Annotated in this window: 19 protein-coding genes and 1 pseudogene; 7 read left to right on the top strand and 13 right to left on the bottom strand. The window is 44.6% G+C overall.

Going from position 1 to position 26,360, the window contains the following annotated elements:
• Window positions 1-300: 300 nt before the first annotated feature.
• Window positions 301-1,212 carry a tetratricopeptide repeat protein gene (locus tag QUA74_RS20705; protein WP_333333032.1) on the bottom strand — a complete coding sequence of 304 codons (912 nt, stop codon included), beginning with the start codon at window positions 1,210-1,212 and terminating at the stop codon, window positions 301-303.
• A gap of 583 nt (window positions 1,213-1,795) precedes the next feature.
• Here QUA74_RS20705 and QUA74_RS20700 point away from each other — a divergent pair.
• Window positions 1,796-3,043: a hypothetical protein gene (locus QUA74_RS20700; RefSeq protein WP_333333030.1), complete on the top strand. Its 1,248-nt coding sequence runs from the start codon at window positions 1,796-1,798 to the stop codon at window positions 3,041-3,043.
• An 85-nt stretch (window positions 3,044-3,128) separates the two neighbouring features.
• Here QUA74_RS20700 and QUA74_RS20695 read toward each other — a convergent pair whose 3' ends face one another.
• Window positions 3,129-4,304: a homocysteine biosynthesis protein gene (locus tag QUA74_RS20695; RefSeq protein WP_333333028.1), complete on the bottom strand. Its 1,176-nt coding sequence runs from the start codon at window positions 4,302-4,304 to the stop codon at window positions 3,129-3,131.
• 366 nt (window positions 4,305-4,670) lie between these two features.
• Between QUA74_RS20695 and QUA74_RS20690 the strand changes: the two are divergent.
• Window positions 4,671-5,215 (top strand): annotated as a pseudogene (locus QUA74_RS20690) (Uma2 family endonuclease).
• Between the two features lie 121 nt (window positions 5,216-5,336).
• On the opposite strand, the gene QUA74_RS20685 reads toward QUA74_RS20690, so the two are convergent.
• The 3 genes from QUA74_RS20685 to QUA74_RS20675 form a co-directional block, all read right to left on the bottom strand.
• Entirely contained in the window at window positions 5,337-6,512 is a 1,176-nt protein-coding gene (locus QUA74_RS20685) for an AI-2E family transporter (protein ID WP_333333026.1), read from the bottom strand.
• A 179-nt stretch (window positions 6,513-6,691) separates the two neighbouring features.
• Window positions 6,692-7,309: a Uma2 family endonuclease gene (locus tag QUA74_RS20680; RefSeq protein ID WP_333333024.1), complete on the bottom strand. Its 618-nt coding sequence runs from the start codon at window positions 7,307-7,309 to the stop codon at window positions 6,692-6,694.
• 108 nt (window positions 7,310-7,417) lie between these two features.
• The gene (locus tag QUA74_RS20675) at window positions 7,418-7,606 is read right to left on the bottom strand and encodes a hypothetical protein (RefSeq protein ID WP_333333022.1); all 189 of its coding nucleotides are present in this window, start codon (window positions 7,604-7,606) and stop codon (window positions 7,418-7,420) included.
• Between the two features lie 99 nt (window positions 7,607-7,705).
• On the opposite strand from QUA74_RS20675, the gene QUA74_RS20670 reads away from it, so the two are divergent.
• Both QUA74_RS20670 and QUA74_RS20665 read left to right on the top strand, forming a co-directional pair.
• Complete coding sequence (locus QUA74_RS20670; RefSeq protein ID WP_333333020.1) at window positions 7,706-7,951, top strand: type II toxin-antitoxin system ParD family antitoxin; 246 nt, start codon at window positions 7,706-7,708, stop codon at window positions 7,949-7,951.
• A complete protein-coding gene (locus tag QUA74_RS20665) occupies window positions 7,948-8,364 on the top strand; it encodes a putative toxin-antitoxin system toxin component, PIN family (RefSeq protein WP_333333018.1) in 417 nt (138 codons plus the stop codon). Before QUA74_RS20670 ends, QUA74_RS20665 begins: the two co-directional genes overlap by 4 nt.
• A 38-nt stretch (window positions 8,365-8,402) precedes the next feature.
• Here the strand turns inward: QUA74_RS20665 and QUA74_RS20660 are convergent, their stop codons facing one another.
• Complete coding sequence (locus QUA74_RS20660) at window positions 8,403-8,591, bottom strand: hypothetical protein (RefSeq protein WP_216670621.1); 189 nt, start codon at window positions 8,589-8,591, stop codon at window positions 8,403-8,405.
• A gap of 188 nt (window positions 8,592-8,779) precedes the next feature.
• Here QUA74_RS20660 and QUA74_RS20655 point away from each other — a divergent pair, with 188 nt between their 5' ends.
• The 3 genes from QUA74_RS20655 (at window position 8,780) to QUA74_RS20645 (ending at window position 13,160) form a co-directional block, all read left to right on the top strand.
• Window positions 8,780-10,102 carry a class I SAM-dependent methyltransferase gene (locus QUA74_RS20655; protein ID WP_333333016.1) on the top strand — a complete coding sequence of 441 codons (1,323 nt, stop codon included), beginning with the start codon at window positions 8,780-8,782 and terminating at the stop codon, window positions 10,100-10,102.
• 130 nt (window positions 10,103-10,232) lie between these two features.
• Window positions 10,233-10,790: a type IV pilin-like G/H family protein gene (locus tag QUA74_RS20650; RefSeq protein WP_333333014.1), complete on the top strand. Its 558-nt coding sequence runs from the start codon at window positions 10,233-10,235 to the stop codon at window positions 10,788-10,790.
• A gap of 132 nt (window positions 10,791-10,922) precedes the next feature.
• A complete protein-coding gene (locus QUA74_RS20645; RefSeq protein WP_333333013.1) occupies window positions 10,923-13,160 on the top strand; it encodes an O-linked N-acetylglucosamine transferase family protein in 2,238 nt (745 codons plus the stop codon).
• A gap of 5 nt (window positions 13,161-13,165) precedes the next feature.
• Here QUA74_RS20645 and QUA74_RS20640 read toward each other — a convergent pair whose 3' ends face one another.
• From QUA74_RS20640 to QUA74_RS20610, 7 genes are all read right to left on the bottom strand, one after another.
• Window positions 13,166-14,194, bottom strand: coding sequence for an FkbM family methyltransferase (locus QUA74_RS20640; protein WP_333333011.1), 1,029 nt, complete (start codon window positions 14,192-14,194; stop codon window positions 13,166-13,168).
• A 6-nt stretch (window positions 14,195-14,200) separates the two neighbouring features.
• Window positions 14,201-19,027 (bottom strand): FkbM family methyltransferase, encoded by a 4,827-nt coding sequence (locus tag QUA74_RS20635; RefSeq protein ID WP_333333009.1) that lies wholly within the window; start codon window positions 19,025-19,027, stop codon window positions 14,201-14,203.
• 25 nt (window positions 19,028-19,052) lie between these two features.
• On the bottom strand, window positions 19,053-22,328 hold the full coding sequence (locus QUA74_RS20630; RefSeq protein WP_333333007.1) for an FkbM family methyltransferase: 3,276 nt from the start codon (window positions 22,326-22,328) through the stop codon (window positions 19,053-19,055).
• 104 nt (window positions 22,329-22,432) lie between these two features.
• A complete protein-coding gene (locus QUA74_RS20625; protein WP_333333005.1) occupies window positions 22,433-22,825 on the bottom strand; it encodes a tetratricopeptide repeat protein in 393 nt (130 codons plus the stop codon).
• A gap of 614 nt (window positions 22,826-23,439) precedes the next feature.
• A complete protein-coding gene (locus QUA74_RS20620) occupies window positions 23,440-24,216 on the bottom strand; it encodes a Uma2 family endonuclease (RefSeq protein ID WP_333333002.1) in 777 nt (258 codons plus the stop codon).
• A gap of 179 nt (window positions 24,217-24,395) precedes the next feature.
• Window positions 24,396-25,886 (bottom strand): MlaD family protein, encoded by a 1,491-nt coding sequence (locus tag QUA74_RS20615; protein ID WP_333333001.1) that lies wholly within the window; start codon window positions 25,884-25,886, stop codon window positions 24,396-24,398.
• Window positions 25,887-25,948: 62 nt separating this feature from the next.
• A complete protein-coding gene (locus tag QUA74_RS20610) occupies window positions 25,949-26,323 on the bottom strand; it encodes a four helix bundle protein (protein WP_333332999.1) in 375 nt (124 codons plus the stop codon).
• Between the last annotated feature and the right edge of the window lie 37 nt (window positions 26,324-26,360).

Here is a 26,360-nt window from a genome sequence, read left to right as displayed (position 1 = left end):
TTATATTATCAAGGGATTCGCGAGTTCATTCATCTTTCTAAATGCTGTTTTCTTACTTTTTCAGCAAGCCCTAATTAGTAATTGGTAATCGGTAACAGGACGCTGGGCGCGAGGTCTTAGAAACCCGGTTTCGACCTGTATCTGTCGTCGTTCAACCAAGATTTATCGTAGAAACCGGGTTTCTTTTCCTAAGTCCTGCGTAATGAAGAAGAAAGCGAATAGTTTTGATTTTAAACGATTAAGTTTTTAACTTCAAACTTTTTCACTGACAACTCAAAACTCTTTTACTTAAAACTTTCCTTAAGGTTTCGGTAGCACACCTTCTGGACTAGGAGAAGCAGCCGGTTCGGGAGTCGTAGCAGCCGCAGGAGAAGGCGAAGGAGTGCCACTAGCTAACTGATTAATTTGGTCTTTATAGTTAGGAGGAGCTAACTCAGTAGCTTGATCGAACAGCGTTTTTGCCTCATCTGTTTTGCCCTGGTCCTTCAGCACGATCGCCTTTCCTAAAGTGGGGCGAAAATCTTTGGGATTAGCCTTAGCCGATTCGTCATAAATTGCGATCGCCTCCTCGTAGCGCTTCTGCACAGCATAAACCTGCCCCAAAATCAACTGCACTGAAGTTACATCAACACTTTCCGGTTTCGCCAGATTTGCAGCCGGAGCTGCCTTAAGCGTATCTTGCAGCAGTCCGATCGCAGCTTCGGGCCGTTGCTGCACCAACAGCAAATTTACCAACCCCTGCAAAGCCTTAATTTCCCCAGGCTTAGACGCTAAAATAGACCGATAAGCCTGAGCAGCCCCTTCGCGATCGCCCGTGCGTTCCTTAGCCTGAGCCAGCAAAATCCCGTATTCAGTAGTCTCAGGATTTAGCGAAGCCAACTTTTCCAAAGGAGCGATCGCATCCTTAATGTCCCCCACTCCTTGGCCGATTAACTCTAACCGCACCTGCAAAAGTCCCCGCAGAGCCGTTACATTATCAGGTTCCCGCTGCAAAACCAATTCGTACCCCCTAGCCTGAGCTTGCAGCAACTCTGATTGCTTCTCCCCCGACTGCGCTGTCTGAGTAGGCGTTGGAGTCGATCGACTTTGCGCCTGGTTTGCCTTGAGAATACTGTCCAAAATTGGCGGAATCAGAGAAAATCCCACAAAAGCGATGACCGCCAGCACCACCACCACAGTAATCAACCCACGACGCTTATTTGCTTTTTCCATAATTCAACTATCCCAGCTTAAAATCTACTATTTTCTAAGAATTAACCCATCGCCCGGGGGCGTCTGCCATTTAACTAGATCCATGCAACCATAAAAGTTCTTAACTTCAAAGTCCGAACGGACAAAGCAGCCTTTTACTTGCAGCTAATATGGTAACAGACCCACAACTCCATGCTAGCTAAACAATTTTGGACACTCAGACCCGCAGCCCCAAGGACTGCGGTGTCTGTCCAATTTAGTCTGGTCAAGCTAAAAATTACCGAAAATATGGCGGATCAGGCCGTTAGGTAATTGGATTAAGTAAAATAGGCAAGCTGAATATCCTAAATGCTATTAGCCAGCAACTCCAGATCAGCGCGATCGCAGGATCGATCGGTCAGCAACTCCCAAAGTCCTTATTCGCAAGGATTTTAGCAGCCAGTGAACCGATCGGCACTCGTAGCATTGAAAGTTGGCGTTGACGGGTCAAAACCAGACCTCCGGGCCCAAGCCCGCCTGTCAGGTGCTAGTAGTTTTTAAAGCAGTTTCTTCAGTTTATTCCTAATTTCCCTTAAGGGATGTGTCTCCGCTGCAAGGAGTTTTTATGAACCCCTCTCCCAACCGGTCTTCCAAATCGTCCAAATCTACTTCAACTCGCAAGGCTCAGCCCAGCGAACTGGCCGTCAATCCGCCTAAAGATACAGATTCCATTCCTGAGACACCAGACGAAAGTTCGGTGCCTTCGGCGTTGGCTACACCTGTTGACCAAAATCAACCGGCAACGCCAACAGACGCCCCAGCGTCCAAGGATAAGCTGCAACGACCACGCTACAGTTCTGCCCTCGACAAGGACAAAACAAAGCCACAAGACCAGCCCAGCAATGATCCTGCACCCCCGGCGCCAGCAGCGTCTTCGACACCTGTGAGCGATACTCCAGCCCCAGCAGTCGCACCGCCCGCAAACGCCGAGCCTCCCGCTAACGAAAGTCAGGCCGCTGAGGACATACCCTCCGTCATGCGCCAACATCCCATTCCCCCGCCCAGCGAACCCAGACAGTACCGAGCTGTTGGTTTGGTGCGGGGCCGCTACACGCAATCAGAAGAGCAATTCACCCGGGGTATGCTGATAGCTGCCGACGGAACTGCCATCGACGCAGTTTTGCTGGGTAGAGTCATGAGTTTAGTCAAAAATCACCTGGATCTGGAACAAGAACACCTGTGGGTGGTCTATCCCCGCACCAGGCAAGAAGACGGCAACTTGCACGCCCAGATTATGGGAGTTTGGGAGCCGGAAACGCTCAAGAAACCTCCCGAACCGTCCTCTGATGAGGAAAATCGGGAAGCAGCGGAGATGGAGACTAGCGACGAAGCATCGACTGCATCTTTGCCGCCCTCGGAACCTGATGTTGAAGATGGATATTTTTCGATTCGAGGCGAGGTGATTTATCAATCGCAAGACGCAGAAAAGTATGTCATTGTCAAAATCAAGCAAGCTCCCCGCAAGAATGACGACAAGATGAAGTTTTTTAAGTTGAAACTCAAGGGGGATTTAGCAACAAAGGCGATCGGGTTTTTTTGGGATTTCCACGTCAAATTGAAAGCTGACAGTCTGATGATTGAGCAGGCTAATAATATTGGGGCGCTGCCGATTAAAAAGCGGAAATTCCCCCCTGGTAGCAAGCCGCCCGGTGGCTTCAAAGGAGGAGGGAAGCGTCCGTTTACTCCTAGGCCCAGCGGTGACGGTGCTCCTGTAGGGCGTCCTACCATAAAGTCCGCAGCAGCGGCACCACCGCCTGTCCCGAAGGAACCTCTTCCTAAGCCGGTTAAGAAGCCTAAGCCGATCGAGGAATGAACCAATTTTAGATTTTAGATTTTAGATTTTAGATTAGTGTGTCCAAGACTAATTTACAACCGCTAAATCGCCAATCTAAAATCCTTTATTCGAGCCGGACTTGTGCACCCCACAAATCTTGCGGGAGAAATACTCTGTCGGTGGGTAGGGGAGCAACTGGGGCCGTGAGGGTAAATTGACCCGCTTCAATTTGCTGCTTCAATTCCAATGCTACTTGCCGGGAGAGAAACATACTCGCAAGGGGGGCGGCCCGCACAGGTTTGCCCTCTATCAGGATGCGACCAGTCTTTAATTGAGCATAGCTGACTAAACCGAAGGTCGGACGAACGCGCCGGGGGATAGAGAAATCTACCACCGGCGCTACTATTTTTTTGTCTGATACTGCACAGTTGGCGACGACTGTTTCGTTTAAGACAGGAAAGGGGATGCCGACTCCCAGCATCAGGGATGGGCCGTAGTTTTTGAAGTAGCAGCCTCGCACCCATTTGGAGTTCATCTGTTTGGCGTCGCCGATGAGTGCAAGGGTAGCGGCCGGGCCGATGGGGGTGCGGTTGGGCTGGCGTTTTTGCAGCGGGAAGTGCTGGGTTCCTTCCCAGGTGATGTAGCCGGTGGCGCCTCCTAGGAAGATGCGGGTGCCGATGCCGATGATTTGGAGGTCGGGGTCGTTGAGCAGGGGAGACATGGCTCCAAGGCTCGAATAGACGGCGTTGCCGAGGTTTGGTTGCAGGGGGCCGAGGTAGGTGAACAGCGGGCGATCGCCCCCGTTGACGCCAACAATAAAGTTTTGATATGCGTTGCGGGGATTGAATAAATAAAACTGGTTGATTGTATCGCGGGTAATCGTGGTTTCAAAGGAGGCGCGGGGGTAGCAGTCTGTTACTTGTCCGAGGGCGCGCAATTGTACGGGTTTGCCTGCTATTAAGTCTTCGATGACGTGTCCGCCGCCCCGTTCCCGGGATTCTTCGCCGTCTTCGGCTACTTGGGTGGCTCCCAGGTACAGGTCTACTGCTCCGAAGCCGGAGTAGGCTAAAACGCCGTCTAGCCAGCACTGGCGGATTTTTATCGGCGGGTCGGTATGGCCGAGGTTGATGATGGCGCCGGAGGATTCCATCGGCTCGAAGGTGCCGGTGGTAATCACATCGACTTCTTTGGCTGCTTGGGTAATGCTGGTTTCTTGAACTCTAGTTTTGAGTTCTTCTATTGTCCAGACTGTGGCTTTGCCCTGGCTGATTTTATCGTTGATTTCGTCGATCGATCGCATATATTTTATATTTTAGATTTGGGATTTTAGATTGATTTTGATTTTGGATTGATTTTGGATTGATGGATTGTCGATCGAGCTGGTTGTTTGAGATAAAAGCAATATATTATAACTGAGATGTTGCACCCTTCTCAATAAGCCTTTTATGAACAGGCATCTTGCCTGTTCCACAAGAAAATTCACTCTTCGTGGAACAGGCAAGATGCCTGTTCTTGATAATGAGGCAAGATGTAAATTATAACGGATACAATAACAATATCATAAATCAAATAAAGGGCGATCGCCATGACTCAAGCGATATTAAAACCAGTCACGTTTGATGAATTTATTGACTGGTATCCTGAAAATTCGGTAAACCGTTACGAACTGCACAATGGAACTATTGTTGAAATGCCTCCAGCAACCGGAGAACATTCAGAAGTAGCGGGCTTCCTCTGCCTGAAGCTAGGGATTGAAATCGAGAGGCTAGGGTTGCCCTACTTCGTTCCCAAAGAATGCGTTGTCAAAGCTGATAACGAGCTATCTGGTTACGAACCGGATGCGATCGTTTTAGACAGGCAAGGGACGGACAGCGAACCGAGATGGAAAAAGGAATCTATCATTACAATGGGTAGTTCTGTCCGGCTAATTGTCGAATTTGTCAGTACCACTTGGCGGGATGATTATGGATACAAATTGGTGATTACGAAGCTTTGGGCATTTCTGAATACTGGATTGCCGACTATTTACGACTTGGCGGCCGACGCTATATTGGCAATCCGAAACAGCCTACTTTTTCCGTTTACCAGTTGGTTGACGGTGAGTATCAGGTCTGTCAGTTTAGAGGGAACGAGCGGGTTTTATCGCCCACATTTCCGCAGTTAAATTTGACGGTTAAACAGATTTTTAGCGCTGGCAGAGATGCGATATAAAATGCGAGGCTTGAAAATAGTTATTTGATGGCGTTCGTACCACAATTTTCCTAACTTTTTAGTGAATACTTCTGTCCTCTACCTGGGAATGAATAAACACTTCAGTCCTTACAAACCTTAATTATTGATTGTCAGGAGCGTCATGTTCTGCACGCTCGGGAATGTCAGGTTTCTGTTCTGGTAAATATTTTTCTGGCAGGCTTTTGGCGACTCCTATAGAGTCTTGTTTTTCATGGATAGCAGAATCGATTGCTGCTAAGGTTTTAGGACTGGCACTCCACTGGTTTAAAATATCTTTAATTAGGGCTTCCCTAATCCAAACTTGAGCTACAACGGTGAGGGGGAGGGCTAGCAATAAGCCTAAAAATCCAAAGAAGGTGGCAAAGAATACTTGAGCTATTAATGTTACTGCTGGCAGCAGTGATACTTGCTGGGCCATGACGTAGGGGGTGAGGACGTTGCTTTCAAACTGTTGAATTAGAAAGTAAAGGATGAAGACAAAACCGGATTGCAAGGGAGAATCTAAAAGTGCGATCGTCATTGGGGGGATGACGCTCAGAGTGGGGCCTATATTGGGAATTAGGTTAAGAAATCCTGCTACTACAGCGTGAGCTAGTGGTAGGGGAACTTGCAAAACTGACAGACCAATTAAGCTCAAAAAAGCAATCACACTCATGCTAATGAGAGCGCCGATTACCCATCGACCGAGAGCTATTTCGCATTCATCTAAGATGCCATCGACTCGTCGCCGATAGAAAGAGGGAAATAGTTGGATGAATGATTTGCGGTAAGATAGAGGTTCGGCTAATGTCATCAAGGTCAAAACTATGACGAGCAAAAAGCTGAGGATAACGCCTAATGTGTTGCCGACAAAGGCTCCTGCACCGCCGACGAGTTGGTTGAATAAAGGTTGCAGTTGTTGCATGATGTCGTTAACATCAAGATTTGGTAGCCGCTGGCCCAATTGTCCGGAAAAGCGACTCTCAAATTGATCTATCCACTGATTTAATCTTTCTATTCCTTGAGGGGCTCTTTGGGTAAGTTGTTGAAACTGTTGGGTAAAGGGCGGTACAATTATCAGGAATAAGCCTACGAATACGAGGATTAGGAAGCTAACTGATAAGAGTACAGCGATCGATCTTTTGAGTCCGAATTTTTGCAAGTAGCGTGCTAGTCTGTTTAAGGCTGTGGCTAAGACGACGGCGGCAAACAGCAGCAGTAGGGCCTGCCTGATTTGCCACAGGATGTAACAAGATGCGATGAGGGCTAATAAGCCCATCCACTGTCCTAGCTTCATTAGATTTTAGATTTTAGATTTTAGATTTTAGATTGAGGAATAGGGTATGGGGAATTGCTGCTTGCTAATTGCTCTGCAGCCCAGAAGCGATGAATCGCCTTTATACAAGATACCTTAGATGCGCGCGATCGCATCTTTAATCAGATACCCCTACTCGGACATCAGTATAAGCAGCCTCCTCAATTCCCTTTGGCGAACACCTGCTGCGCTGTCAGCTTCAATTCTGGGAAAGTTGGGGACTCAATACCCTCGCCACCTCTGAACAGTTTGACTTGGTATTCCCCGTCAATTAGTTGGTAAACCGAAAAAGTGGGTTGTTTGGGGTTGCCTATGAACCGTCTGCCGCCCAATCCTAGATAGTCTATAATCCAATATTCTTGAATACCCATTGACTCATATGCCTCAAGCTTTAGGGCATAATCATCACCCCAATTAGTGCTAGTTACCTCGACGATTAGGGGGACTGATGAACCCATCGTGATAATTGATGATTTTTCCCATCGTGGCTCGTTTCCAATGGTTTGTTCGTTAAGTACAATAATATCTGGCTCATATCCCGACTCCTCGCGCATGGGTTTGATGACGCATTCTTTGGGGATAAAATATGGCAGTTGTAGCCTTCGGATTTCAAAGTATAGATCCGCTACAAGAAAACCTGTCAGTTTAGAATGTTTGCCTGTTGCTTTTGGCATCTCAACAATTTCTCCATTGTGTAGTTCGTAGTGGTGTTCTGAATTTTCGGGATACCAGTCAATGAATTCATCGAATGTTACTAATTCCGGTATGGTTTGAATCATGGTTAGTCCCTCAAGTTTGGTTTTGATAGCTGTACGGGGAATTAAGATTTTGGCTAAAACATAGTCTTTAGACCTACTGTAGATCGAGCGCACTTTTTGATTGCGTCTCTACTGCTGCTGTTGGCGCGATCGCCAGCCGAGGATAGCTGCTAGGATCAGACTGGGGGTAAAGACGGCGATCAGGGCGTTGAGGTCGGTAGAGGGGATGGATAAGCTAGGCCCTGCGTACTTGATGGCCAGGGAAAGTGCGGCGGAAAGGGTGAATACTTTGAGGATGGGGCTGATGTTGGTCTTCATGGACGTGGTAGTTGGTTGTATAATTAGGCATTGAGATTATTATGCCAAGTCTCTGCCGTTATTGCGATCGACATTACAGTTTTTAACAGGAAAGTGACGATGAATGTTGTTTTAAACCCAGAATTAGAACAGTTGATCCAATCTGAGTTAGATACGGGAAAATATGAAAATGTAGAAGCGGTGCTGAGAGAAGCGTTAAGGCTTTTATCTGAGCGAAATAGTCGCCGAATCATTGCTTGTAAAGTAAAGGATTTATTTGATAAAACGCAAGCGCTACCAGGGGTTCAAGAAATTACAGAGGAGGAGATTGCAGCGGAGATTGAAGCTTACCGGAGAGGTGAATGAAGATTGTTGTTGATACTAATATTTTAGTGTCTGCGATTTTGAGGGGACGGATGCCCAAAAAAGCGATTCAGTCAATCATCGATCGCCCGGACTGGAAGTGGCTGGTATCGCTAGAAATTATAGCGGAATATAAGGATGTTTTGTTACGTCCCAAGTTTAAGCTAAGCCAGAAAGTAATAGAAGAGTGGTGGGAGATTTTTGATACGGTAACGCAGTTGATTGAAGTGGAGGTTGACGTAGATTTTCCGAGGGATAGGAAAGATGCTAAATTTCTCGCTTGTGCTTTGGCTGGTAATGCAAATTTTTTAATAACTGGCGATCGAGATTTTACTGAGGTAGAAACTTTGGGCAATACTAAGATTGTTTCAGTTTCTGGTTTTCTGGATCAAATATTAGAAGAGAGGGAGGATTGAGAGTAAAGTATCAAGCTGCGATAGGGGTGCTCGCGCCCCTATCTTGGCTGTTGGCGCGATCGCCAGCCGAGGATAGCAGCTAGGATGATACTGGGGGTAAAGACGGCGATCAGGGCGTTGAGGTCGGTAGAGGGGATGGATAAGCTAGGCCCTGCGTACTTGATAGCCAGGGAAAGGGCGGCGGATAGGGTGAATACTTTGAGGATGGGGCTGATGTTGGTGTTCATGGACGTGGTAGTTGGTTAGGCGATCAGTTTTCAGACTATTATTGCAAGTATGTGTTGCGGGTGGGCTTGCAGTTGGGACGTGAGGTAGGGGCCATCGCTTTTTCCAGGCGATGCGCGGGTGAGATACCTTTACATCTTAGAATAGGGAGTACCACAGCACAATTTAGCAACATCAGGAGCGATTAAGAATGGATACCCAAGAATCAGAGTTAATAGAGAAAATTCGTCAACAATTTGACAATGCCCCTTATCCTAGAATTCCCCTAGAGACATCTCCTAAGAATAGCTATCAGACTCTCTATCTGCATAATTTGGTAACAGCTTACTATATAAGAAATCAGAAAGTCATAGAAACTGAAGGAAAAGTTATTTTAGATGCCGGCTGCGGCAGCGGGTACAAATCGTTAATTTTGGCAGAGGCAAATCCGGGAGCCAAAATTGTTGGCATCGATTTATCCGAAGAGTCTGTTAAGCTAGCCAGACAGCGCTTGCAATATCACGGCTTTGAGAATATGGAGTTTCATGCTCTGTCAATTGAAGAACTGCCTAGCTTAAACCAGCAGTTTGATTATATCAACTGTGACGAGGTGCTTTATCTCTTGCCAGACGCAGTTGTCGGATTGCAAGCCATGAAATCTGTTTTGAAACCAGATGGAATTATTCGCACCAACCTCCACAGCTCCCTCCAGCGAAGTTCTTACTTTGCAGTTCAAAAAGTATTCAAAATCATGGGATTAATGGATGATAATCCTAGAGAGATGGAAATAGAGTTAGCAAAAGAAATTATCCAAGACCTAAAAGATGACGTGGCTATTAAGGCAAGAACATGGGGTTCTCCAGCCGAAAAAAACGAAGAATGGATGCTGGCTAACTATTTGCTGTTGGGAGATCAGGGCTATACTGTACCTGAAGTGTTTTCAGCATTAAGAAATGCTGATTTAGAATTTATTAGCATGGTGAGTTGGCGATTGTGGGACTTGACGGATTTGTTCAAGGAGCCAAATAACATACCTGCGTTTCTGGCAATGAGCTTGCCAGACATTCCTGTGGAACAACGGCTGCACCTGTTTGAACTTTTACATCCAGTTCATCGTTTGATAGACTTTTGGTGCGGTCTTCCCAACCAAGCTCAGTCGTTTGTACCAGTTTCAGAATGGACTGTGGCTGACTGGCAGGCGGCAAAGGTGCATCTGCATCCTCAGCTCAGAACTCCCCAGTTAAAAGAAGATTTGATTAAATCTATCACTAACCAGAGTTCCTTCGAGATTAGCCGTTATGTCACTTCGCCAACCTTAGTGCCGATTTTAATAGAGAGCAGTGTGGCAGCTTGCTTGCTGCCTCTGTGGGAGGGCGCGCAGCCTGTGATATCGTTAGCGGAGCGCTGGCTCAAGCTTAGACCCCTAGACCTTGTAACCCTGGAACCTGTGAATCAGGAGAGAGCCTTCAATGAAATCAAGGAACTATTGATGAGCCTAGAAGTCTTTCTGTACGTGCTTTTGGAGCGTTCTTGATCTCTGTGTACCTTTCACTGAGACTGCTAAAAACATTTTTGCCGACAGTGATATGAAGTTGAGCAGAAGTGGGTAAGTTACATACAAGAGTTAGAAATCAAGCATCCCACCCCTCTAGGAGAAACAACCAATGAAAACTGAATTTAAAGCCAGATTCCTGCAACACCTCAATCAAAAAAGACAGGACAAGGGTTTTACCCTGATTGAACTGCTGGTCGTTATCATCATTATCGGTATTCTATCTGCTATTGCTTTGCCCTCCTTCCTTAACCAAGCTAACAAAGCCAAGCAATCAGAGGGTAAGCAGTACGCTGGTTCTATGAACCGTGCCCAGCAAGCAAATTTTGCTGAAAGCGGTAAATTTGGCTCAAACGTGGAGGTTCTGGGGCTGGGCATTAGAACTCAAACCGAGAACTATAAATACAGCGTTATAGCACCAGGTGCTATTGACTCAAACACCACTCAGGTTGGAAATGTCGCGCACGGTCAAAGCACTGTACTCAAATCGTATATAGGATCGGTAGCTCTGATTACTGCACCAGGCACAGTTGACAAAAGCAGCACGGCAGTATTGTGCGAGAGCGCTAAGGCTGGTGTAGAGATACCAGCATTGGGAAATACGCCTGCTGATGCTGCTGCTGGTAAGCTAACTTGCGACAACACTAACTATACTATAGTGTCGAAGTAGGAGACGCATCAAAGCAGGGATTCTTCCTGCAAGCCTAACCTGAATCTTTTAAGCAAGTGGGTAGTGTTGTTTACACTACCCATTGCTATTCAGGAGGTTTATAAAAACTGGAAATCTTTAATAACTATTACTATGACAATCTCTTTAGAAAACATTTCATCGACTGTTCTAGCTGATTGGCAGCAACAAGCCCGTCAATATCTAATCCAAGGAGATTGCACTCAGGCTGCAAACCTTTACGAGCAGGCAATGGCAGCGGAGCCGGAAACTAAGTCCCACTACTGGCACTTGGGGTTGATGTTGCTGTTGCAGGGGCAAGAGATGGAAGCCCAAACGACTTGGCTGCTGGGCATGGCCGACGGGGAACCGGAAGAAGTTGAGGAATGGACAGCTCAACTGTTAGATGTGCTGCAAATGGAAGCAGAGCGCCGGGAGGTTTTGTCAGACTACTCTGTTGCTTGGGCAATTCGGCAGCATATAAGGGAAATTAATCCGGCGGATGTTAGCAACTTGTTGCGTTTGATTGAGCTTTTCATCCGGCTTGAGACTTTTACAGGAGACGAACTGACTTCTGTTGGCTTAATCGAGTTGCTACAGGTAGAGCCAGCAATTGAGGTTGACGCAGGTCTGTTGATGCAAGTATTGCAAAGTGTTTTGGCTCGCGAACCCTCGCATCCGTCAACGCTGGAGTTTGCAGAAGCTTGTCTGGCTCATGTCCGCGAACCTCAAGTTTATATCAGAATTTTATTAGAAACCGCTTGCGAGCTAGGCTATATATTAAAAATAACTAGAGTAGCAATACGCTTGGGTGAACTGGTTTTGCGTTTAGATGCAGAGCATCCAGAGATGGTCCGCCACTTGGCTTGTTTTTATCAGAATGTCGGTGAATACGATGAGGGGATAAAGAAAGCTAAGCTTTTCTATTCATTAATACAAGAGTTACCCGCTAAAGTTTATGCGAATCACCTGATTTTGCGGGGGTTGATGAGTGCAGGCGGATACTGGGAAGAAGCTTGTGCGATACTCAAGCGGCTCAAGTCAGATCAGGAGTTGCTGATAGCAGAGCAGCCGACATCGCTTAACTTATCGACTGTTGACGACTTATTTGTTACTAGCTTTTTTTACCCATACTTTCAGGACGAGCCAAGAAATGCTAGAAACATTAGCAACCAATTGGCTCAACTATGCCAACTCAACGTTCAAAACAACAACCAGGAGCTGATAGAGGGGTACCGACAGCGACACTTAGCTCGAAAAAGCCGGGGCATTTCTGCTAAGCCACTGAAGATTGGCTATTTGTCCCACTGCCTGAGAAGGCATTCTGTGGGCTGGCTAGCGCGATGGCTGTTTCAGCACCACGATCGCGATCGCTTTCAAATTCATGCTTATTTTCTCAATTATGTTAATACCGATCATTTTTTACAAGAATGGTATGTCAATCACGTTGATAAAGCCTATCGGTGCGGGATTGTCAGTACCAACGTTGCCGAGCAAATCGATAAAGATGAGATTGATATTCTGATCGATCTCGACAGCATTACTCTAGACATTAACTGTGAAGTGATGGCCATGAAACCCGCGCCCGTTCAAGTCACTTGGTTGGGTTGGGATGCGTCAGGAGTGCCTGCAATTGACTATTTTATTGCCGATCCATACGTGCTGCCGGAGTCGGCTCAGAATTATTACAGTGAAAAAATCTGGCGCTTGCCCCAGACTTACATAGCTGTGGATGGTTTTGAAGTTGGAGTGCCAACATTACGTCGCGATCAGTTGAAGATTCCTAACGATGCTATTGTGTATCTCAGTAGTCAGAGCGGTTACAAGCGCCATCATGACACAGCGCGACTACAGATGAAAATTTTGAAGGAAGTGCCGAATAGTTATTTTTTAATTAAAGGGGGGGCTGACGAAAAATCCATTAAACAGTTTTTTAACCAGCTAGCAGAAGAAGAGGGTTTGGAGGGTGATCGTCTGCGATTTTTGCCAACAGTTACTTCAGAGGAAGTTCACCGAGCTAACTTAGGTATTGCGGATGTAGTTCTGGATACTTATCCTTACAATGGAGCCACAACTACTCTAGAAACTCTTTGGATGTGCATTCCCTTGGTGACGCGAGTCGGGCAGCAATTTGCGGCACGCAACAGCTATACTATGATGATGAATGCAGGGGTAACAGAGGGAATTGCTTGGACTGATGAAGAATATGTGGAATGGGGAATTCGCTTAGGGAAAGATGCTGCTTTGCGGCAACAAATTTCGTGGAAACTGCGGCAGTCAAGGCAAACTTCTCCGCTTTGGAATGCCCAGCAGTTTACGCGAGAGATAGAAAAAGCATACGAGCAGATGTGGCAAATCTATCTCCAAAGTTAGCATTATTAAGCTATACTCTGAAACGAGTCAATATCACAATCACTAATATAATCCCGAATTCTGGCAACGATAGGCAGGGAACCTAGTCCCTGCTTGACTAGCTCGGGAAATTGAGCTAGACCCTCAATGATATTGTTGGCAAAGTTATATTGTGGGTTATTGCCATGTTCCAAAGTCAGATATTCCAATAATTCTAAAGCGTAGTCCGGGAAATTCATAATATCGGCAATGCAAGCCAATTTAAGAATATTGTCAGGTGTTGTCATATTTGGATCAATGTCTTCTCCAATTAAATCGCGGAAGTAAAACGCATCTCCCCACAGTAATTGTCCGCCGCGGAGTGTTGAACCAATAGGGGAATGGCTGCGGAAACGGCGAGCACCTGTTAAGTCAAATAGTGTAAAACCTTGGTTCCTGAGATAGATATCTACATCTGCAAACAAAGGTTGATTTAAGTATAAATTAGAAAACGAGACTTCAACTTGAACAGCTAGAATACTTTGTTTTAAAATTTCTCCTGCACCTTCTAATACCAAAAGTTCGGCACCTTGAACATCAATTTGCAGGAAATCTATTTCATCAATTCCTTCCTGCTGGCAGAACTCATCTAAAGTGGTGGTTTCAAGTTCTATACAAAAATCTAAGTTCACAAGTTCGGGTAGTCCTGAAAAACGCTCCAAGTAAGGTTCATTCGGTGGATAAAGCGAACTGCACATGGGATGTTGTGTGACATAAAGTGTAGATTCACCTACAGACTTTGCTAAGGCTAGAGGAATATGTTTTTCAGCCCAATTGACTTGTCGTGCTTCAAGGTCAGCATTGGCGGCTTCGCAAGCATCTGCATCTGCATCAAAACCGTAGATAGTCAGCCGAGGTGCAAAAATATTCCATCCCTGGCTTCCATAGTCATCTTGGCTTGTTAATTTACGACAGCCAACATTACAAACTGTCATGTTAATTTGTTCTAAATGACCGCTTTTATGTAAGCTTTCAATAAAAAATGTCATACTCAAAGTATCCTCTTCTTTTTCCAAAACTGATTATTCTTGAGTTAATAGGTAACTTTGATTTGGGGGTAAAGCGATGATATTCATGTTTCCGTGCAACTCCTCGGCGGAGTTTACAGGAATTAGGTTATGCAAGTAAGGTTGATAGCGGAATAATCGATATCCTTTCCCTCTAAGGTAGTCAGCAACAGGTAAATTGCTGTCTTTACTTCCGGCAACAATATTTTCATACATAATGACGGGAGCAAATTCAGATAATATTCTGTCGCTGCCTGTCAATACTGACAGTTCGTGCCCTTCAACATCTATTTTGAGGAAATCTACTCGGCTCAAGTTTTCCTGCTCAATCAAGCTGTCTAGAGTAAAGCAGGTGACTTCTTCAAAAGAGTCTGGCTGCATTTCTGCGACAGCTTCGCCAGTGGCGATTTTGTTTAATTCACTGGCAGGGGAAAGAGATAAGCGAACTGTTCCAGAGCGATCGCTGGCAGCACCGGCACAAACTTTCACCCAGTTTAGATGATTTATTCTACAGGTTTCTTGCAAATAGCTAACGCAGCCAGAAAAAGGCTCTACTGCCACCACGTGGCCTTGGGAACCGACTCGCAGAGCAGCGCTAAAGGTGTAAACTCCTACATTAGCACCCACATCGATAACGGTCATGCCTGGTGCGATCGCACTGCGCCAAAATTCCATTTCTTTTTCAAACCAGTCTTTTTCGGCAATCAATACGCTGCTGGTTATACAACCGTAAAACCTCGCTTCAACTGCTAATAAAAGTTGAGTTTCAAAAGGCACGTAAGTGAAGGGACTGTTAACTTCTAACTCAGTCCATCTCCACTCTAGAGAATTAGGATGCTGTTGACTCAATTGTCGAGCAAAATTTAGCCATTGCTGGGCATATTCTATCTGCTCTAAATCTTTACAGGCGATGTATAGAGCTTGCAGCACGGGTGCTGAATCCGAGGAAATTTGTTTGGCACGGTGTAAATACATGACTCCTTCCGATTGATCGTTTAGCAGACTGTATACTCCTATTTTTAAATTTATGGAACCAGAATCTGGTAAAACTTGAGCCGTTAGGTGCAGCAGCCTCATTCCAAATTCATTGTAAGAAATTATCTGCGATCGACCTAGGGCTTCAATTAACAATAATATCGATTGACTGCGAGCGTCTTCGGCTTGTAAAATTTGAGTTAGCTGTTCTGCTTGGTACGTCTTCAAACTGTTAGCAGTCGGCGGCAGATAAACAAGAGCTGGAGGAATTTTTTCTAGTGAGCCGCCAGCAGACTGCTGAATACCAAGGGATACCAAAAAATGAAAAGCTTCTTTAATTGCTTCATCGGATTCTCCTGTCAGGGCAAGAATTAGAGCAAAATGAGCTGCACAGAGTGGATGATTGTATAAATCTACTGCACTCTTTAAGGCTTCTAAAGCTGTATTAATATATATTTCTTTGAGGGATGATTCCTGGCACTGCTCTGCTTCTATCAATGCGACTACAGCAAAATTGTTTAAATCCGTCGCTGATACAGGTTCTTCCCAAGATGTATTCTCAAGAATTGAAGCTACGCTCGACAAGGTATCTAAATCGATAGTCGGACAGTTTCTTTGGAGGTATTCTAAGTAGCAAATCGCTGGGGGGTTTTCGTTAAAATTATTTTGTCTTTGATAAATTGTGAGAAATAAACTTTCTGGTAAAATGAACTGCCAATCTCCTGTTTCTGATTGGACGGCTCGCTTGCGACTGAAGCTAGCGAGATCGCAGCAGGGAAGGTTTTCTGCTTTTGCTGCTGCGATCGCCTGTTTATTTTCGTTCTCTAAGACAAGTCTACCCTGGATGCGACTCAACAGCGCTTCCCGCTGTTTTTCCTCCAGTTGTCCTACCAAAGAAATTTCGGCACACTCAGTAACGTCCAAATCTTCTTCTATCAGCAGATTCATAGCGACACTGGATAAAATCAGATTTGCATCCTCGTTAGAAATGTTGGCAGTATCTACAAGTAATGTCATTTTCATTCGATCGGGGTGAAAGGCGATGGCCCTGATAACTTGTGTAAATTCTTCGCAAATCGTCTCTTCTGATGCTAGCCAATTTGGGAAAACGATTAAATTGATTAACCGCAGCTTTAGAGGCAAGAATGCTGCATCTATCAAAGCCAAACTCACCGTTTTCGCCATTTTCGACCACGAAAAATTTTGCGCTTGTTTGAGACCTGCCGCAATTAAAGCCTTGCGAACATCCGGCTTTTGCACTTCGCAAAGCGCATTCACCAGTTCGCTAACATCAGCATCGTTAACATATAATGCAGCTTTCCCTGCGACTTCCGGTATAGACGCATTTGCACAAGTAATGACTGGACATCCACAAGCGATCGCCTCCAGCACAGGCAAGCCAAAACCTTCATACTTTGACGGATAAACCAGTGCAACTGCGCCGGAATAAGCAGCTATCAACTCTTCATCGCTGAGTTGCAGTACGATATGCACCGTACAACCTGATGTATAGTCTCTAAACTTTGTATCTAATAACAAATCACTCCCCGTACAGACAATTTCAAACCCTTGTCTGCTTTCAAGCTGAGCAAAAGCCTGGAAAAACAAAGTTCCATTCTTATAGCCAATTCCAGGCCCGATCAAAAGAAAGTATGGCTTTGATATACCGTACTTGTTTTTAAAATGATTAACTGCCTCTGCACTCGCTGGTGCAAATTTACTGTTAACTCCGCAATGAGCTACGGTTACCGAAGTTGAGGCAATATCTGGAAAAAACTTTACTAAGTCACGGGCTGTATTTTCGGAAATTGCGATGTATGCAGATGCGTGGCGAATCCCGAAATGCTTTTCGCGCCACATCGGTGTAATTAAATTTACTCCTTCAACTTCTGGAATCATGTCATACGCTATGAATGCAGAGGGAGTTGATAGGGGAGTTGTGTAGTAAGTCGAGATAAATAAGTCTGCACTCTGTTCGTCACAAACTTGCTGTAGCATTGCGCGATCGGCATCCACTGTGTCATAGTTGTAAGCAGGCAAAGGACGGTACTGAATGCCGGGAATTTCCGGCACTGTTCCCGTTCTGTCAATAACAACTACGTGTTCGGAAAAACCGTTTTCTACCCATTCTTCTAAGAGAGATTTCCATACCCGAGCAATTCCAGTTTTATAGCGCTGAAAAAATACGCCGTCTACAATTATTTGGGGAAATGGCTTTTGAGGTTTGGCCGACTTTTGTTGCTGAGGCACTTGTACAAACTTCCAGGTATTGCTATCTTTTTCTTTCTGCGCGATCGGCTGAATGTCACAAGCCTGTGCAGTATCGACCGCCGTTAAATCTTTCACCCAGGGAAAATACTGACTCAAGCAAACCGGGAATCTCGTTTGCCGCTGCAACTGGGTCCATTTAGCAACAGCATTAGCATAACCGTAGTATTCCTCTTTAAAACGCAACTGTTCTATTGTGGCGTAAGCGAAATGTTGAAAAATTAGCCCGGCTTCTTCAGTTTCTTCGTGTAAAAAAGGATTGACCGCAGCCACATCGCGCCAACCGTCAGGATTGGGTTCCGCTAATATTGGGGGTTCGTGTGCGACCCAAAATGCTCCCGGTCTAAATCTCCAAGTACGCAACCAATCTTGTTGAGGATTCTGAGCATAACAATTGCGAGTGCTAATAACCAGATTTTCTCCAACAAAATACCAGCACCAGTAGAAAGCTGCTGTTTTTTCAGGATGATTGATAAACATCTGCCGCGCAGTACAAATTTGCTCGGCTGTCCACAGTTCATCTACATCCAATTGCCACAGCAAACCTTCCTCTCTAATGTTTGTCAATGGCGCATTCGTCATTTCGCGTTTTCCATCCCAGAAAACACCTGCCGGTTTGCGATATACTGTAACGTTTTCAGGGTATTGTCTTGCCAGTTCGTCAATGTACTCAGCAGTTCCGTCATTACTGCGTCCGTTGTTGTGAATTTCGTCCGCAATTTTTCCCCCTGAGTTTAAAGACCAAGCTGTATCGTGCTTCAAGTCTGCTACACCCTCAACAATATGCCAGTGCCACTGAAAAGGTAACTCTTTTAAAACTTGGATATGGTAACGAATAAACGGTTGTCCATTGAGAACGATTGTGAAAAAATGTAGGGGCATATCGGAAACTTGGCGATTTTTTTCGGTTGCTTCAGTCTTCTTGAAAACCGAATAACCGTGACGCAAAAATAGATTTTGCTCTACCAGTACATAGTTGGAATCTGAAAGTAATCTGCAATGATTCTGATAGTTCTTAAACGTATCGATGTCGTCAAGCATAATAAACTTGGCTCCATATATTTCGTCGAGTTCCCCTCGTCCCGTAAATTCAGAGCCGTCTATTATCACTACATCAAAAATATCGATGTTATTTTCTTGCTTTATTTTTTTGATGCCGTTCTGCTCAACCCCGGATTCTTCAACATATTTTATATTATCTCGCAGCCAATCTATTACCTGTGCGAGTGGGTAACCTCTTAAACCTGTATTAATGTTGTTGTAGAAGTTAATAACTTCTTCTTCCTCGGGAAATTCTTCTAAAGAAACAGTAGAGACGTTGTAGCACTTGACAAAATCATCATTAGCATATCTCTTTTTTAGTTCAGCAAAGCGAGGTTGTGAAATTTCTATACAGAATAGCGTTGGGTTGTTCGGATTTGGCCGAATCCCTGTCACCAATGCCTCTGTACTTCCTTCTCCCGATGACGAGCCAATTTCTAAGACAGTTTTAATATCTTCGTTCTGAACAATCCTTTGAATTGCCCGATAAAATCCATCATTTTTAATCTCAGGTGGAATTATCCTGTTGAACGACGATTGAAAAACATTATTGTTCATAGTTGCACCCGCTTAAACTTAGTTTTTATAATTTGATATTGGCGAAGTTTTCTATTTTACAATGCGGTAAGTTACCTGCTCTGTGTGCCATCTGTTTATTTTCTTGCTCTAATACAATGCGAGCCCGGAGACTGGGCCAGAGAATTTCCCATTGTATTTCGCTCATCTGTCCGATTAAGGTAATTTCCGGCACCTCGCCAACATCTAAATCCTCTTCCAGCAGCAAAGTCATGGTAACATTGCACAAAATAAGGTTAGCATCCTCTTCATCAATCTCGCTACTGTCTATCAGTAGAGTGATGCGATCGCGATCGCGATGACCCAAAACAGCTTTGATGACTCCTGACAACTCGCCAGAGAGATACTCTTCTGGCTGATGCCAATTTGGGAAAATGATTAAATTAAGTTCTCTGAGGTTTAATTTCTGGATCGTTTCTTCAATCAAGTCAAGATTAATTGTTTTCGCAGTTGTTATTAATTCGGGGTTAATTTCGTTAGTAGAGCCGATAACGTTGACATTCCGCAAAATTGGTTCGCTATTCCACGGATCGAAAGGAATGAGTTTTTGGGCAGACAAGTGCGGACGAAAGAAAAATTTGCCTTTTTCGTTGAGCATACAAGCTGCAAAGGAAAATGAGCTATTTGAAATTGCTGTGATATCGCACTGGCTCAATAAATAAAAATCTGGATAAAATTCTGCTTCCGGTAACTCCAAACCTAAATCTTTTGCCGTGATGGGATTATACTCCTCAAAATCCCTTAAAACTTTTTCCGGTTCATCGCTGGCAATAAATAGTATTGGTTCATCCAGAGTTTCCCACAAACCTTTTAGCCATTCTCTGTACCATTCGCTCGGTGCGATGAAGAAATCGCTGTAGCCATAATCTCCCCGCCGCAAATGCAAACCGACGATCGTTTTGCCGCGCGATCGCAGACGAGCGATCGCTTCCTTCATTTTCGTTTCTATTTCCCGTACAGGTTTGAACAGGGAGCGAAAATACTCTTGGTGCGGTTTGTAATACTTTGTGTGATATTGAAAATAACCCCAAAAGTTCACACTTTTAAATATTTCTTTCGCATTAGGGATGCGAGCTGCTGACAATTTATTGGTGGGTTCGGTAACTACGGGTAACTCTTGAGAAATGGGCGAATCATTGCAACCAAAGAGATATTGACCAATCCAAGCTGGCGTCTCTACTTTCAAGTTATGTTCTTTGGCATAGATTTTCAAGAAGGCATACTGAAATATTTGATTGGCAAACCGTCCGTTTCTACCCAGCGTGGACATTGTGACTGCGGGCTTTTTCACATAAAACGCATCGCCCCAAGATGGATGGAACGGTGTTGTCGTTGCTACGCGATCGAAACCGCACCTCTCCAGAAAATCATCAATTTCGTCAATTAAAGCGCAGCCTTCATAGAGTTCTTCATAATTAACTTCCGTGTTTATTGCTTCTATGTGTCTGAGAACGTTGGTTGCTCCCTGCAAAGCCAACAGCTCTGCACCTTGAATGTCAATGTTTAATATATTAAAATCTGCGGGATTAATTTGAAGTTCTTCTAGAAGTGTATCCAGAGTTCTCGACTCCACAACTACACGCTCAACTTCCTTGATTTCTGGATAAAACTTTTGATGATCCTTCAATGGTAAGATAGAACTGCTTTGATCCATAGAAGTTACATACAATGTGCTTGTGCCGTTGATGTTGCTAACTGCACAATTCACCGCTAGCACGTGAGGAAAACCCGCTATATTCGTTTTCAAACGTTCAAAGACAGCAGGATTGGCTTCAACAAACAGTACCCTTTGCACCCCCATTGCTCGGTATCTTGCAATTTCCTTGCCTTCGTGTGCCCCAATGTGAATAATCCCGCGCGGTGTAACAGAATGTTTTCCGCAAAGCTGCTGCAAATCGAGCAGATTTGGTGCTTGACTCAAAATCAAAGCTGTGAACCTCTCGTTCACCGCTAAAAAGTTGCTATACTCGTAATTCTCATATTCTGGTAAAAACTCGGGTAAGGGTTGTAAAGCATTGGGTCGTATTTTAAAGATTGTATAACGAAATTTTTGTAAATGCTCGAAGACTTGTTTTAATGTGATGTTGGCATCGACAAATGTTCCACCATACTCAAACTGAATATAATCTACTTTGCCTTTTTGTAAGAGGTTAGTTGCTCCGTGAAGGACTTCTAGTTCGCCGCCTTCTGTATCAATTTTTAAGAAATTTATTCGCTTTATGCCCCTTGCTTGGACATAATCATCAAGGGTAGCTGTTAAAATCTGAAATGGCTGAGGCGACTGAATATTATATTGTTTTTCGATTTCAAATCGGCGGTGAAATGTACTCCATCCAGAAAATTTATCGTAATAATAAAATTCCCTGATTTCCTGCTGGTGTGCTATTGCCAAGTTGTTTAACACGAGTTGACCTGTTTTAATCGGTTCAGCGAGGTTTTGTAGAAGTGTTTGATATATCGGCGGTGCTGGCTCAAACAAATGGATTTTAACGTCGGGGCATATGTTTAATACTTGATTTGTCCAGCTACCTATGTTTGCGCCAATATCGAAAACCACATTACCGGAAGCAATAAAATTTTCTATAATCTTTAATTCATAGTTATTGATAGACTCTACCTGATTGATATTATTAGCAGACACCCCAGTGCTTTGATGATTTTGTTCCTGTTTCCCGCTGCCTGTATTGCCTAAAGTTTTGAGCAAATCTTGGCCATACTGAACAATTAGTTCTTTTGCCCGCGCCGGAACAGCAATAATAACATCATCAATAATTACAATATGCCTGCTGTTTTTTCCTGAATTCAACAAATTTAGGACGGCGCTAATATCCGGCCAATGTTGAGGTGAATGGGGCGGAGGTGGAGGAGATAAAAACAATCGGGCATCATCAATAAAAATAAAGTGTTTGCAGTCGGAGCGGTTGATTATTTCGATTTCTGCGAGTAAGGGACACTCATCGATTTCTCCATAGGTTTGCCCTCCGCTCCAATGAGCGTCTATCCAGAATAAACTTGGGCTTTGAAGTTGTGATACTGTATTATCAAGAAGGTTTCTGGTATCACCGTACAAAAAGTCTATGTTTTTGATATGACCGTATTTTTCGGTAACTTTTTGATAAAGGTCTTGAGAATACTCAATTGTAAAAACTTGTTCAAATACTTGGCTTGCCCAGTATGCTGTATGACCTTGATAAGTTCCTGTTTCAATAAAATTATTAATCCCGTAAGCTTCTTTTAGTTGGGAGATGATTTCTATTGGTGGCCCCATGCGTACTATGCCCATATTCGATCCTTTTGTGAAACTAAGTCGGGTATTTTAATTAGGAAGCTACATTTAATTTAATGATTTTTAATCTATCTTAATAAAGAAATTGACCGATCGCCCTACTACTTCCCCTTCACCTGCCCCAACAGCGCCTTATAATCAGCTCTGTGAGGATTTAGCTTCACCAACTTCTCCAAAGGCTCGATCGCCCCTTTCTCATTATTCATCTGCAACCGCACATTTGCCAACCCCTCCAGAGCCGTCTGATTCTGGGGTTCCCGCTGCAAAACCGTCTCATATCCCCGTTCCTGCGCCGCCAGCAAAGACTCCTGAGAAACTGCCGCAGTCGCCGGTTTTTGTTGGTGCTGGCTGCTCAAACCGCTGCCGAATAGACTCACCATACCAAAAATTGCCGAACCAGCAAAGCCAAACATTGATACTAAAGCAAAAATCTGCTTAATTCGATCGCTCCGATGAACCCGACTATCACTAGATTTTTTCTGTGTGCTTTCCATTGCTAACTCTTGGTGTCGCTGTTTTCCAGGCACTCGCAAAGCACCTAATCTCTAGAATGCCCAAGTTCGATCGCAAAACGATCGCCCTTCGCCATTTAAAATTTGAGGCCAATTCTAGCCTACAACACAAAATCTAAGATTTGTCAAGGACATTTAGGTGAAAATAACACGCGGGCGAGCTCGGTGAAGGGCGATCGCACCCTTACTTTTTAGCCGTTACTCCCAGGCAATTCGCCAAACCGATATCGGTAACACGCCAGCAAAGATTCGAGTTTAACAGCATGCTGGCGTTCCGCTTCTAGTGCTGAGGCTAATTCATCAGGAAGCAGTAATTTTCATCCATTATCTTCCCGATAAAAACCGATGAGTTTTCCATCTATTTCTAAACGCACTTGCAACACTTCACTGCGACTGTCAGTAATTAATTGATAGCTATCTTCCTGTTGCCCGTATTGAGAGCGATCGCCCTTTTGAATTCCTTTAATGTTATTGCAGTCATGCCGATCGCTCCTTAATTGTGGTTATTTTTAATCTAAAACGCCCTTGCTGACTCGATTGTGCAATCAAAATGGGATTGGATTAAGGGCCGAAAGGCCGATCGACCTCCTACACATTCAAATGCCATCAGGATCGATGCCTTGGCTTCTCAAGTATGCCATTAGTCGAGCGGCCCTCTGGCGTTCCTCTTCGGCGTGCTGGCGTTCCTCTTCGGCGCGCTGGCGTTCCTGTGCCACCCGTTCGGCACCCCACAGCAGCAAATTGCCATTCTCATCCCACCAGCGCAACCAATAACCCGTTCTCTGAGATTTTTCACCTTCCCAAACCCCCAGAAATAAACCCATTGATTCTATCCAGAATCGCTGATTAGCATCCGGTTCTTGCAATTCGTATTCTCCAGAAGTCGAGAGTCTGTACACTTCCAATACTCCCGATTTCGGTTCAAAAATTACATAAATCGGTACTTGCAAAATTCGCTCATAAAACCGCCATTTTCCGTAAGGATATGTCGGTTTATTTGAATATTCACTACCGTCAGTCTCCGATAAAAATTCCATCACTACCGCAGGTACTTCTCCCTCAGCATTGCGCGTATAACTGCGGCGAACTTCTCCAGGTCCTGCTGGCAATACCGAGGGAACGTACACCCAATCAGGGGCTTTTACTACTGTTTTGTCGTTAACTTTGGCACAGAGTCCAAAATTGGAAGCTATTAGCATTGAAGCTAGGATAAATCCTGCGAGATCCAAGGCTTCTCGGAGGGCCGCGGCTAAAAGTGGTTGGTCGATGTTTTCCACAGGATCGTCGGGTAATTTAAAGTCATCTGGCAATTTTTCCCAAGTTACAGTATAGTGGGTTTTGGTTTCGGCCTGTTTCGATAATGTTTGCGTCATTGGTTTTCCTTGTTTCGATAGAAAGAGTTTTTTGTTAATAGGATTTGGACAATAACTTTAATACCGGGTGCGAAAGGCGCACCTTATTAACTAGCTGTAATCGGAGTGCGTATTGCCCACCTTACTAACTAGAGGAAGTCGCGAATCTTGCAATGGCGGTTATTCAATAATACCCCGTTTTAAGGGGTATTTTCGGGAGCCACTGGTTCTGCTGACCTGGCAGTTTGAGAAGGTATAACAGGCAATTTTTGCTGTTTGTTCAAGCTGGGAAATCCCGGCTCTACTGATTGATTTGTGGCAGGTGTACTCGCATTTACTTTCTCAGAAAGGGGAGCTAATGTTTGAGTGACTTTAACTTGCTGTCGCAGTTGTTCAGTCGAACCAAATAAGCCTCCCAATCCGTTGAATAACCTGCGAATGTTGTTGCGAAAAGCCGGATCTCCCGTCAAATCATCCACGTCGGAAGTAATTTTCTGCACGTTCTGAAATGTAGCTCGTGCAGAATCTAGAGTTTGCTGCAATAATAGCAAAGTGGCAGGATTGTTTACCTGGCTGGATAAATCTCGCAAACTACCAGAAGCTTGGGCAGCATTTGCTGATAAAACTTCTAAATTGTTCAGCAATTGTCCTTGGTTGATGCGATTAATTGTCGGACTCAAACTGTTGACAGCTACCCGCAGTTCCTGACTGCTTTGATTGATGTTATTCAGAGTTGAGACTAAACTGGCGCGGTTGGTTGTTACTAAAGAATTGAGTTGGTTGGCTGTTAATGTAATTTGATTGGCTGCTTGAGTGACTGAATTAGCAGAATTTATAGCAGCGGCCGATACGGCTTTTGTGGAAGTGTCCGCCGTAGCTGCTACTTTAGAAACATCAGCGGCGGCTGCTGATATTTCCGTCTTTATCGATTGATTTAAGGTGCTTGCTTCTCCCTTTAATGATTGATTTAAACTGCTGGCTTCCCCTTTTAAGGATTGATTTAAACTCGCTATTTCGGTTTTGAGAGATTGATTTAAGCTCCCAATGTCTCCTCTGACAGCTTGATTCAAGTTTTTTATTTCGGCTTGGGCAGTTTGAGTTAAATTTGATAAATCTTGAGTGAGTTTAGCTGCACCTTTAGCTGTGTTGGCTGTATTTTCGGCGAGGGATTTAATATTGTTGAACAGCGCGGGGTCGGTGTAGAAATTAGCTAGGCGAACTGTGGATCGAATAAGTTCGTCAATAGTGACTCCTGCTTGACCTTTTAAGCGCGCATTTTGGCAGATAATCTCCGAGGGACAGTCGGCACTAACGGGATTGGCGGTAAGTAACGATTCTGGCAAAATCGAGTTGGGGGTAATGTCGATCGACGATTCGCCAATTAAGCCCGATTTATTCGCTTCGATCGTAACATCCCTGGGAATCACTAAAGTACCGGGGGCAATTTCCAGGGTCACGTCTACGCCGTTGGAACCCGGTTTGAGGGCGGTAATTTTACCGACTGCAACCCCACGATACCTTATGGGCGTGCCTATTTGCATTCCTTGGGCGCTGGCAAATTCTACGGCGAATTTGTAGCTGCGGTTCCCTAGCTGCACGCCCCGCAGCCAGAGCACTAAGCCCCCAAATAAACCGATTCCTACTAAAATTAAGAACCCGACAGAACCTTCTCTTACAGTTCGCGATTGCATATTACCTCCTTTGGCAGTTGGGAGTTGGCAGTTGGCAGTTGGCAGTTGATAGTTGGCAGTTGTTAATTTTTTTCTGATGTGTTGCCTATAGATTTTAGATAGGCGTTTAGCCGGGGCGACAGTTCATCAATAATTGGCTTGAGTGTTTCTACTTGCGTACTTGTTAGTAGTTGCCTAGTATAAGCCCGTCTCAACCAGTGCTTGGTTTCATATAAAGAGCCTCTGGCGATCTTGATAAATCGCCGATGATACTGATAGCTACCTCGACCATCTCCTTCCGCAATATTAGCACCAATACTATCAGCAGATCGAATAATTTGCTTGCCGACAGTATCTTTTGCTAGTGCGTCCCATTTTATAACAATATTCCAAATTTCATCAGCTAATTTTTCAGATAATTTATAAACATCTAACTTCTGAAAGTTTGTTTGTGACATATACTATCTCCCAACAAGACAAACAATTAACCACGGC

The sequence above is a fragment of the Microcoleus sp. LAD1_D3 genome, from assembly GCF_036702135.1.
GTDB lineage: Bacteria > Cyanobacteriota > Cyanobacteriia > Cyanobacteriales > Microcoleaceae > Microcoleus.
The sequence above is the reverse complement of the archived record's forward strand: the minus strand, read 5'-3'. Positions and strand labels throughout refer to the sequence as shown.

Coding starts and splice junctions, on each gene's coding strand:
- QUA74_RS20705 (WP_333333032.1), bottom strand. CDS start 1,212: ATGGAAAAAGCAAATAAGCGTCGTGGGTTGATTACTGTGGTGGTGGTG.
- QUA74_RS20700 (WP_333333030.1), top strand. CDS start 1,796: ATGAACCCCTCTCCCAACCGGTCTTCCAAATCGTCCAAATCTACTTCA.
- QUA74_RS20695 (WP_333333028.1), bottom strand. CDS start 4,304: ATGCGATCGATCGACGAAATCAACGATAAAATCAGCCAGGGCAAAGCC.
- QUA74_RS20685 (WP_333333026.1), bottom strand. CDS start 6,512: ATGAAGCTAGGACAGTGGATGGGCTTATTAGCCCTCATCGCATCTTGT.
- QUA74_RS20680 (WP_333333024.1), bottom strand. CDS start 7,309: ATGATTCAAACCATACCGGAATTAGTAACATTCGATGAATTCATTGAC.
- QUA74_RS20675 (WP_333333022.1), bottom strand. CDS start 7,606: ATGAAGACCAACATCAGCCCCATCCTCAAAGTATTCACCCTTTCCGCC.
- QUA74_RS20670 (WP_333333020.1), top strand. CDS start 7,706: ATGAATGTTGTTTTAAACCCAGAATTAGAACAGTTGATCCAATCTGAG.
- QUA74_RS20665 (WP_333333018.1), top strand. CDS start 7,948: ATGAAGATTGTTGTTGATACTAATATTTTAGTGTCTGCGATTTTGAGG.
- QUA74_RS20660 (WP_216670621.1), bottom strand. CDS start 8,591: ATGAACACCAACATCAGCCCCATCCTCAAAGTATTCACCCTATCCGCC.
- QUA74_RS20655 (WP_333333016.1), top strand. CDS start 8,780: ATGGATACCCAAGAATCAGAGTTAATAGAGAAAATTCGTCAACAATTT.
- QUA74_RS20650 (WP_333333014.1), top strand. CDS start 10,233: ATGAAAACTGAATTTAAAGCCAGATTCCTGCAACACCTCAATCAAAAA.
- QUA74_RS20645 (WP_333333013.1), top strand. CDS start 10,923: ATGACAATCTCTTTAGAAAACATTTCATCGACTGTTCTAGCTGATTGG.
- QUA74_RS20635 (WP_333333009.1), bottom strand. CDS start 19,027: ATGAACAATAATGTTTTTCAATCGTCGTTCAACAGGATAATTCCACCT.
- QUA74_RS20630 (WP_333333007.1), bottom strand. CDS start 22,328: ATGGGCATAGTACGCATGGGGCCACCAATAGAAATCATCTCCCAACTA.
- QUA74_RS20625 (WP_333333005.1), bottom strand. CDS start 22,825: ATGGAAAGCACACAGAAAAAATCTAGTGATAGTCGGGTTCATCGGAGC.
- QUA74_RS20620 (WP_333333002.1), bottom strand. CDS start 24,216: ATGACGCAAACATTATCGAAACAGGCCGAAACCAAAACCCACTATACT.
- QUA74_RS20615 (WP_333333001.1), bottom strand. CDS start 25,886: ATGCAATCGCGAACTGTAAGAGAAGGTTCTGTCGGGTTCTTAATTTTA.
- QUA74_RS20610 (WP_333332999.1), bottom strand. CDS start 26,323: ATGTCACAAACAAACTTTCAGAAGTTAGATGTTTATAAATTATCTGAA.